The sequence below is a fragment of the Mycobacterium sp. TH-M11 genome (assembly GCF_057473725.1).
This window is the reverse complement of the sequence record NZ_JBYCLD010000246.1, coordinates 1-5,958: the sequence shown is the minus strand read 5'-3', so window position 1 is coordinate 5,958 and position 5,958 is coordinate 1. Positions and strand designations below refer to the sequence as shown.

Sequence of the window (5,958 nt, the reverse complement as noted above, 5' to 3'; positions counted from 1 at the left end):
CGCGCCAGCCAGGCGTCGCACATCGCTGGGTCCAGGCTGGTCGCCGTCGTGAACATGCGCAGGGCCACCTGCGGATTGTGGCTGGGCTGAAGCCCATTGACCGAAATACCGGATGCCAGGAGCCCCGCGACCATCGCATTGCGGGCATCCGATGCGCTGGTCTGCGGTCGCGTCATCCTGTCATCGTAGGGCTTCGGCGCCGCTCGCCTGCGCCCCTGCCGCCGCGCCCACCCTGACCAGAATCTCCTCGCTGCGGGTCAGTGTGCGGCTGGGCATCGGTAGTGGCCGGCGTGCTGTCGGCGCCGGAAGGCTGGCGGCCACCGCGCCGAGTTGCCGCCCGGTGAGCCGGTTCAGGCCACTGAACGCTTCCTTACGCAGTCGTTGGTGGCTGTGATAGCGCACCCATACCGACACGTTGGCCTCGAGGCCCTCAGCGATGATGCGAACCGTCACGACGGTGACGTCGGCGTCGGTGAGCCACAACTCTTCGAGTGTCTCGCTGGTGATGTCACCGGGCGAGACCCAGAAGCTGGTCACGAAACCGTCCGGAGTCTTCAGATAGCGCCAGAACGGACGGACGTTAGCTGGTTGCAGCCCAGCGAGCACCGCATCGTCGACGTCGGCGATCTCGTCGGCCGTCAGCGGCCGGGCCACGCAGCTTCGGCCGTCCAGGTCATTCGCCAGCCGCTCGGTCGCGGCGGCCAGGGTGCATGCCACCGAGTCACGGGCAGCGACGGCGCTCACATTCTGCTGCGGGTCCATCCGCAGCACCAGCCAGGTGCTGTGCTTGTCGATCGGGCGTCGGCTGCCGCCGAAGTCATCGGCTGCGGCGGCCTGAACGCCCTTGTGGCCGCTCCGCGTTCCGACCGAGACAATGTCGACACTGTCCAGGCGCACGTCGAACTGGCGCAGCGACGTCACGACCGCTTCCAGCGGAATGTTCGTCGACATGCCCTCCCGGTGGCGGTGCCGGCCGGCCTCGCCCGGGCCGTCGACGGAAACCACGGCGATCAATTGCCCGTCATGCTCGCGGATTCCAACGACTTCGCGGCTGAATTGACGACGGTGATCGGTGGCCGGCGTGCAGCCGACGGTCAGCGCCTCGGGGTCGGCATACCAGTTCCGGACCCGCGCGATCGGCGCCGAGGAAACCGACACTCCCCCGTTTGTGAGCAGGGCGGCGACAGTGACGATCACCGCCAGGCCGACACCAATCCAGAAACAGAGGTTGCGGTCGGCCTGCCACGCGTCTGGCAGATGACTCGTAAGCACCAGCAGCGCAACGTCAATCAGGAAAACCGTGGTGACCCGCGCCCACGAGAGGGACAGCCCGTACTCGCGTTGCGCCTTCATTCCTGTCTCCCTGCTGTTTTTCTCATCAAGACGGCTCCTCCGAAGATGAGGCCGGCTAGCACCAATGCACCACCCAGTCCGCCGGCGGCGACCCACACCGGCGCCATGTCGCGTGGCGGCGGGGCCGGCGGTAGCTTCAGCGGCTTGGCCGAATCCTTCGGCAGGACAGAGCCTTCCGGCACATCCCAGGTCAGCGCGGCAACCGGGTCGACGACCCCGTGGCCAATCTGGTTGTCCACCCCGCGGGCCGGTGCCCGCGCGGTGCGAATCAAGCGATCGATGATCTGATGCGCGGACAGTTTGGGGTACTTGGCCCGCACCAGGGCCGCAACCCCGGAGACGATGGCTGTCGAAAAGCTGGTTCCAGACGGCACCAGCAACGTGTTGTCCGGACCGTCAATCGCGTTGATCAGACTGTCATCGCGCGGCGAGAGTCCGACCACGTCGGTGCCCGGTGCTGCGATCCCGACCCATGGGCCCGCGACGCTCAGCTTCTCCATCGGCGTGCCCGAGGAATCCACCGCGCCGACGGTCAGAACGTAGTCGCTGTACCAGGACGGGGTCACCACCGTGGTCACACCGCCCCAGTCCCGAGCGTCGTTGGGATGCAACGGGTCCACCAGCGGATTTTGTTTACAGTCACGCTGGCTGGTGTCGCCGGCCGCCGCGACGATGACGGCATCCTTGTCGACCGCGGCGTAACGCACCGCGGCACCCAAGTCGGGCGCATCGATCAGGCTGCGCGCGCTCATACACATCACCTGCGAGATGTTGATCACTCGTGCGCCCATGTTCGCCGCGTGCACAATTGAGCGGGCCATCGTGTAGGCGTAGTCGCGCTTCTGCCGCGTCTGCGGGTCCTCGTCGCCGGTATAGGCGTCCTTGAGTCCGAAAGCCTGGCTGGACTGGCGAATTGAGATGATCTCCACGTCGGGGGCGACACCGCTGTAGGCGTCAGTCGGTGCCGACGGCGGCGGTGGGTCCAGGGGCCGCGGCGGTGCGGCCGGTTGCGGATAGTCCACCGAGACCACCTGACCGTGCTTGCCGCCGGAGTATCCAGGCAACACCATCTTGCCGCGGTCGTGGCTGGCCGCTCCGGGCGCCGCGGGTGGGCACCATGGGCAAGCCGGGGATTCGTTTGGCGGTGGCCCGGCCGGTCCCGGAACCATGGTGATGGTCTGCGGCGGTGGCGGCGCCACGCTGATGGTCTGCGGCGGCGGCGCCTGCGGCGGTGGTTCGCGGGTCGGCACTGGCGGTGGCCGGCGTGGCCCGGGTGCTGCCGGACTGCCTGCTATCGCTGGTGACGCCGCGATCATCGACGCCACCAATGTTCCATGTGCGTCGCAGTCGGACAATCCGTCTCCCCCGCTCAGCACGTAGTCGCCACCCGGAATAAGGTGCGGCAACCGCGGGTGCGGGGTGACGCCGGTGTCGATCACGGCGACCTTCACACCGGCGCCGCGCCCGAACTTCCACGCCTCGGGCAGGTTGAGCATGTCCATGTACTTCGGCTGAATCTGAAAGTCGCTGCCCGGCAAGACACCAACCTCAGTGCAGTAGGAGTTCTGCTTCATCGGCTGGCCCGGCCCGGGTGCGCTGTCAGGTGGCGTTGCACCCGGGTCGATGCCGGGCGGGTTGATCGCGTAGGCCGGTGCTCCTGACAGCGCGACTGCGGCGACGATCAGCGTGGTGGCAGAGACTGCGGCCGCGCGTAGCGGCCGCAGTCGTTTGCCGTGTCGCCCCGCTGGGCCCGGCTTCGCTGCGCGTGCGATCGGCACCCGTCGACTACCGATAACGAATCGCTGCATAGACATTCATCAACCACAATGCCAGCGGGAAGATCGGCATGAGGCAGAGGTACTCAACCCATTCCACGAGCTTGCGGAACAGTGGGCTGTAGATGGTGTTGGGCACCGTCGCCGCCGCGGTCAGTCCGGCTGCGGGGAGGAGCACCGCGAGACCCGCAGTTACCGAGATCGAGGCGGTCGACGACAACACCAACGAGTAGCGGATGATGACCGCACCGACAATGAGCACCGACGTCACCGCGAGAATGATTGCCTGCCAGCGGTCCACGTAAGAGCGGCCGCGCAGCATCAGGAACCCGGCGGTGCTGGCGACCAGCAGCAACGGCAGCCAGCGGTTGGCAGTGTGCGGGTCGGACACGCCGGCCAGCGAGAAGATGGTCAACACGCCGAAGCCGACCAGCAGACCGCTGAGGAACGAACGGGCGCGCTCGGCGCGCAAGACGACGTCTTGGATCGACTCCGGGCCCGCCAGTGTCGGGCGACCGTCCACACCGTGCGTGACGGTTGTCGGCAGGTCTGGCCGGGCCTCGAACACCCAGCGACTGGTAGCCGACGGGAACACCGGCAGCCGAATACCGGACAACCAGCGAGACATCGCCGGTGCGCTGTGGTAGCCGAAGACGCAGACCAGCAGGATCGAGGTCAGCAGCGTCACCGCGCCGGTGTCGAAGGCCATCCGGAACACGCTCGCGATGGTCGCGATCAGTGACACCGTGACGATCGCGGTACCGGTGCCCAGGCGGCGACCGGTGAAGCGCACGATCATCATGGCTGCGACGGTGGTGACCGCAAACCCCATCACCGCGTGGGGTGAGCCGACCGGTCCGGGCGGAGCAGAAGCGGCGGCGACCGCGAGCGGCCCGATGCTGCTCCACAGGAGCATGTCGCCGGCGCGACGAGTTTGCGGCGTTTGCGCGCGGTTCAGGATCAGCAGCGCGACGGTGCACACCAGCGCCGCGATCACCAGGGCGTACGGCGCGGGAAGCCAGGACTCGTGCCGGTAGCGGAACCAGCCCAGCAATCCCGACCCCAACAGCACGCCGACCGCGACCATCGCCGCGCCGACTTCGATGGCGACCGTCGGGTTGATCGAACTGAACCGCTTGCTCAGGTTCACCGACACGGCCGTCGAGATGTGTTCGATGACTTGAGACCGGTGCTCGGTGTCTTCGACAAAACGCAGCCACACTCGGTCGCCGTCGAATATGTCCTGCTCAGCCAGCGACTGGGCTGCCCGCAGCGGCGTCCCGTCGACCAGGCACAGCGCCCACCTGCCACGCTGTTTGGCTTCCAGGGCCGGCAGACCCAGTTCCCGCAGTCGCACATTGACGACCTTCAGCAACGGGTCGATCATCACCGAGACCGGGGCATTCGCGTCGAGCAGCACACCAATCTGCACGCCTTCGCCGGCGATGATGCCGACGACGACGGCCTGCGGCGATGAGACGCCCTCCAGACCGGGCTGGGGAGCCTCGGCTACTACGGTCATTGCGCAACCCCTCTGTCGACGAATTCTGTGTCCATGTGTCGTGCCTCGCTAGGTGTAATTGAGAAGCCTGGTCTCAATTGTTGAGCAAATTCTAGTCCATTTCGCGGTATCTGCACCTTGAGTGAATGCTGCACCGAAACTCTTTGCCGCGCATGGTATCTACGTAACAATTAGTTAAACTCTGCTGTGCGTTTTCCACTCGCCGTAGGGCAGCGTCTCCAAGACTGTCTTGACCCCGACCTGGACCAGCTGCGGGGTGGCAGGGCAAATGGCAAGCCAAGCCTCATTGGACCCGGCGGTACGGGCCTGCTGATACATCGCGATACGTCCGCCCGAACCGTCCTTGAGGGACAGCACCGAGGCGCTGGGTGCTTTGGCGTCGTCTTTGTACTGCCTGGCGTAGACCGCGGCCTCGCCCGCCGGGTCCGATAACGCTTGTCCGAGGGCGGCCACCGTTGCCGCGCTGATGCCAAGGCGCCGCAGATCGCCGCCGGAGAACACGTTGAACCCGGAACTCTGCCACGCTTTCGTGATCTCCAGCATCTCGTCCAGCGGCACGTTTACCGCGTTGATCGCCGCGGGTTCGGCGTGGTGAATCGACTCCAAGGCGTCGAACACGAGGGCTGCGATCGAGGCGGTGTCGGCGACGGCGACATCGTCGACGGTGATCTCGTCGCCGACCCGCACGGCCGAGACCCAGTGGCTGCCGCGGCGAGCCAGCAGCACCCGGAACTCATTGTCCGGAATCTCGCGGGAGCCGACCGGCTCTTCTTCGTCGCCGTCTTCCTTTTCCTTGACCCCGTAAAGCAGTTTGCCCCGCGACAACAGGGCGACGATCTCGAGGTCGGGGGCAGCCAATACCCGCATCCGCGCCGCGATCGACTCGTCGACGGTCTCGCCCTTCACGATTCCCTGCTCGCGCATCACCGCCATGCCGGGATGCTCGTTGAGCCAGTCCATCGAGTCAGTGGAAACGAATGGTCGGCAGCGCAATTCGGGGGCGACGTGGCGAATATCCAGCAACGCCTGCAACATCCAGAAACCTTCGACGTTGACTGTGATATCGGTCCGGGTGGTTTGATCCATCACTACTCTCGTGTCTCGGATTGCTCGGTAATCGCACGACGCGGCCGCACACCGGGTCTGGTGTGCTGCCGCGCCGTGTTGTGACTGGTTAGGCCCAGCTGGAGCCGACGGCGGAGTCGGTGGACGACATGTTGTTGCCGGCCGACTGAACTTTTTGGCCGTGGCTGTTGGCCTGTTCGTAGATGACCTGGAAGTTGCGACCCAACTGGGTGATGAACTCCT

At 66.0% G+C, this 5,958-nt stretch carries 5 protein-coding genes and 1 pseudogene; all 6 read right to left on the bottom strand.

The window, feature by feature from the left end:
• Positions 1-176, bottom strand: a 176-nt coding sequence (locus AC2VOG_RS10270; protein WP_486939795.1) for a hypothetical protein, incomplete at its 3' end; no start/stop codon positions are given.
• Positions 177-180: 4 nt separating this feature from the next.
• Entirely contained in the window at positions 181-1,353 is a 1,173-nt protein-coding gene (gene eccE / locus AC2VOG_RS10265) for a type VII secretion protein EccE (protein WP_486939794.1), read from the bottom strand.
• Positions 1,350-3,161, bottom strand: coding sequence for a type VII secretion-associated serine protease mycosin (mycP, locus tag AC2VOG_RS10260; RefSeq protein ID WP_486939793.1), 1,812 nt, complete (start codon positions 3,159-3,161; stop codon positions 1,350-1,352). Before mycP ends, eccE begins: the two co-directional genes overlap by 4 nt.
• Positions 3,139-4,650 carry a type VII secretion integral membrane protein EccD gene (gene eccD / locus AC2VOG_RS10255; RefSeq protein WP_486939792.1) on the bottom strand — a complete coding sequence of 504 codons (1,512 nt, stop codon included), beginning with the start codon at positions 4,648-4,650 and terminating at the stop codon, positions 3,139-3,141. Before eccD ends, mycP begins: the two co-directional genes overlap by 23 nt.
• A 174-nt stretch (positions 4,651-4,824) precedes the next feature.
• Entirely contained in the window at positions 4,825-5,736 is a 912-nt protein-coding gene (locus AC2VOG_RS10250; RefSeq protein ID WP_486939791.1) for an ESX secretion-associated protein EspG, read from the bottom strand.
• 88 nt (positions 5,737-5,824) lie between these two features.
• A pseudogene (locus AC2VOG_RS10245) lies at positions 5,825-5,958 on the bottom strand (type VII secretion protein EsxI); the annotation flags it as partial.

What these genes read in the sequence shown, in the direction of transcription:
- eccE (WP_486939794.1), bottom strand. Translation starts at nt 1,353, where the DNA reads ATGAAGGCGCAACGCGAGTACGGGCTGTCCCTCTCGTGGGCGCGGGTC.
- mycP (WP_486939793.1), bottom strand. Translation starts at nt 3,161, where the DNA reads ATGCAGCGATTCGTTATCGGTAGTCGACGGGTGCCGATCGCACGCGCA.
- eccD (WP_486939792.1), bottom strand. Translation starts at nt 4,650, where the DNA reads ATGACCGTAGTAGCCGAGGCTCCCCAGCCCGGTCTGGAGGGCGTCTCA.
- AC2VOG_RS10250 (WP_486939791.1), bottom strand. Translation starts at nt 5,736, where the DNA reads ATGGATCAAACCACCCGGACCGATATCACAGTCAACGTCGAAGGTTTC.